Raw genomic sequence first — 3,082 nt, forward strand, 5'->3', positions numbered from 1 at the left:
CGGATGAACCTCGCCCTGCAGATAGTTTATTTGGATACGCGCTTACTCTATCCGCACACGATCCCGAAATCACTGTTAACAGTGGCAACCCTCTGCCGGCGCATGTCATTGTTGAAGATGAACTGAACCTGCAGGGAGTGACTGAACCGTTCCTCGGCCGTGAAACTCAAAGTGACGGGCAGTTTGGCAAAAAACTTTCCAGAGCTGAACTATGCTGGATACCCGGTGCGTTAACCCGGCAATCAAGAACATTCTGTGTCAAGGAAAAGGGCCTTTGGCAAATAAAGTCTGAAAAATAAAGGTGTTGAAACCCTGTGGCGCTCGACGATTCCATGACAGGCAACAATGTAAAACCAAAAGATAATGCTCTGAGAATGGTTGAATACCTCTCTGCACTGGCACGGATCAACGTCAAGATCATCCGGATCGTTGACGAATATCAGAAGGTCATCTGGACACATGATATTCCCCGGGAGCCGAAGTATTGCTTTGTGCGGGTCTGGGATGAGGAGGACGAGCGCGGCGATGACGTGTGGATTGAGGTGAAAAAATTTCCGGAGCCGCAGTTGCCGAAGGTTCCGGATACGTGCCTGGATTGGGCGGACCAGGAAACACTCCGGAATACGAGGGATCTTCCGGAACTTTTATGAAACTATTACGGTGGAAAGAGAAGAACAGGATGCCGGGACCGGTGAAAAATTTACGGTCAGTGAAACGCTGTTTCTTCCGGAATCATCCAGAGGTGCAAAAGGCTTGGAATGACTATCTGGAGAAGTACTGGCTACCCTGGGCTGAGCTTTATGGCCGGTATTCATCTGTACAGGAGTTGTACGCCGGTAATTCTGGGATAATTCGGGGGACACCATATGTTTCTTCGAGGAAATACTGTGATACCAAGAGTTTCTAGCCGGACAAATGGCCTGCATTTTATTGCCTTTATTCTATATTTTACCAGGCAAGCAAGAACCGTCCCCACTTGCCCCCTACTTGACCTATGCCTACTTGCTCGGAGCAACTCGTTCAGAAGGCCCAGGCTTATCCCGAGATGGCGCATTAAATGATTTTGCGAGTGATGAGCAATGTTTCAATAATACATATTGACAACTCTATATCTGAGTTGTACAATTAAATCATGGAGATTGTAGCGGATGCAAGCGCATTTCTTGCCGTTGTTCTCAATGAGAGCGACCGTGATTGGATTATTCATAACACCACCGGACGAAGCATTATTTCACCGGAAGTTCTGCCCTATGAGATTGGCAACGCATTAATCGCTGTGAAAAGAAAAGGGCGTCTTAATGATCGAGAAATTCTTCGGGCGTTCGACCTGTCGCAGCGAATAGCGGTCAGGTTGGTTTCGGTAAATATTCGTGACGCGATGAAAATTGCCCTGCAGTTTAATATATATGCTTATGATGCGTACTATCTGCAGTGCTGCCTGGAAAACAAATCACCTCTCATCAGCCTTGATAATCGCATGTGTGATATTGCAGGCAGTCTTGAAATAAAGGTGGTGGAATAAATTATGAAGATTTATACGTATTCACATGCCCGCGAGAAACTGGCAGACGTTCTTGAAGAGTCCAAGAAAGATGAAGTTGTCATTCGCCGCCGCAGTGGCGATATGTTTTCTATTACGCCGAAAACACCCTCTCGCCGTTCTCCCTTTGATGTGCCGGGCTTGGGCAAAAGGATTACCCGAAAGGAAATATTAGAGGCAATTCGCGAATCCAGAGAACGGGGATAATACGTCACGGGTACGCCACAGGAACGGTTCTTGCTTCCACCCCAGCATTTGCCAAAATACCGCCCTCATCAATTAAAGATATTATTTTGCGTATTTCTCCACCAATAGAAACTTCTGGGCCTTGCCTGTGGGGGTTCTTGGTATAGTATCTGTAAAGATTATAGTTCTCGGGACTTTTAAGCGAGCTATCCTTTCGTTGCAATACCCTATAATCTCATCCTCTTTTATGTCCACCGACGGCTTTGGCACTATTACCGCCGTAACTTTTTCTCCCCACTTTTCGTCAGGCAGCCCAATCACCGCGCAATCCAGTACTTTCGGGTGGGAAAAAATCGTCTCTTCAACCTCGACGCTGAACACGTTCTGACCACCGGTAATAATCATGTCTTTTGTCCGCCCGACGATAGTCAGGTAGCCGTCTTCGTCCAATTGGCCCAAGTCACCGGTATGCATCCAACCGCTCCTAAAAGTGATCTTTGACTTAGCTTCATCTTTATAGTATCCCGCAGTTGTTGACGGAGCTCTGGCAATAACCTCACCCACATTACCAGCGGGTACATCATTATCATTTTCGTCAACAATTCGCAGATCGACAAAGGGAAGCGGCGCCCCGCAGGAACCTGCCTTCTGTCTCTTAACTTCGGGCGTGACAGCCACGAGGATTCCCGTTTCCTGAAGCCCGTAGTATTCGTAAACGTTTGGGGTGATATGCCGCCAACATCCTTCCATGATAGATTTGGGAAGCGGCGCTCCGGCAAAAACGATCCCTCTTAATGAACTCAAGTCGTGTTTTTTAAGGTTTGGGTGCTGAAGGAGCATTTGCGCCATGGTGGGAACCAAATTTGTAAGCGTCACCCCTTCTTTTTCAATCACCTCCAGTGTTTTAGCGGGTTCATAATCCATAACCACCAATTTCGCTTTTGCATAAACCGAAGCGGCGCTCGCAGCCAGGGCAACCCCTCCGTTCAGTGGAAACACGACAAGTACAGTGTCGCCCGAGGTATAATCAAGAGCGTTGTGATAAAGCATAAGCAACGCGCTGTTCATATATTGAGTCAACAGATAACCCTTGGGCAGTCCGGTCGTGCCGGAGGTAAACCTGAGATTATGATAGTCATGCTCGCTCACTTCCACGTCGGGCTCTTCATTGGAATAAGACGTCGCCAGGTCCTCGTAAAGAATCGTTCCCCCGGACGCTTTACTGCCTATGCAAATAAATTGTTCCGCACAAATTTTTTCTTTGAGGTCATTTGCCAACCCACCATATTCTTCACCAAAAATCAACAATTTCGCATCCGAATAATTAATCAACGTAATCAATTCTGACGGAGAAAG

5 protein-coding genes are annotated in these 3,082 nt (G+C 47.3%); 4 read left to right on the forward strand and 1 reads right to left on the reverse strand.

Going from position 1 to position 3,082, the window contains the following annotated elements; all coding sequences use genetic code 11:
• The 4 genes from B3D59_RS12020 to B3D59_RS12035 all read left to right on the forward strand — a co-directional run.
• On the forward strand, window positions 1-299 hold a 299-nt coding region (locus B3D59_RS12020; RefSeq protein WP_286820063.1), incomplete at its 5' end, for a hypothetical protein.
• A gap of 15 nt (window positions 300-314) precedes the next feature.
• On the forward strand, window positions 315-650 hold the full coding sequence (locus tag B3D59_RS12025) for a hypothetical protein (RefSeq protein ID WP_286820065.1): 336 nt from the start codon (window positions 315-317) through the stop codon (window positions 648-650).
• 482 nt (window positions 651-1,132) lie between these two features.
• A complete protein-coding gene (locus B3D59_RS12030) occupies window positions 1,133-1,522 on the forward strand; it encodes a type II toxin-antitoxin system VapC family toxin (RefSeq protein ID WP_286820067.1) in 390 nt (129 codons plus the stop codon).
• A gap of 3 nt (window positions 1,523-1,525) precedes the next feature.
• Window positions 1,526-1,747, forward strand: a complete 222-nt coding sequence (locus tag B3D59_RS12035; RefSeq protein WP_286820069.1) for a type II toxin-antitoxin system Phd/YefM family antitoxin — start codon at window positions 1,526-1,528, stop codon at window positions 1,745-1,747.
• An 81-nt stretch (window positions 1,748-1,828) separates the two neighbouring features.
• On the opposite strand, the gene B3D59_RS12040 is transcribed toward B3D59_RS12035, so the two are convergent.
• The coding region (locus B3D59_RS12040; protein WP_286820070.1) for a class I adenylate-forming enzyme family protein at window positions 1,829-3,082 on the reverse strand (1,254 nt) is incomplete at its 5' end.

Origin of the sequence: Desulfobacter sp. UBA2225 (assembly GCF_002348205.1) — a bacterium.
In the GTDB taxonomy this organism is placed as follows: Bacteria; Desulfobacterota; Desulfobacteria; order Desulfobacterales; family Desulfobacteraceae; genus Desulfobacter; species Desulfobacter postgatei.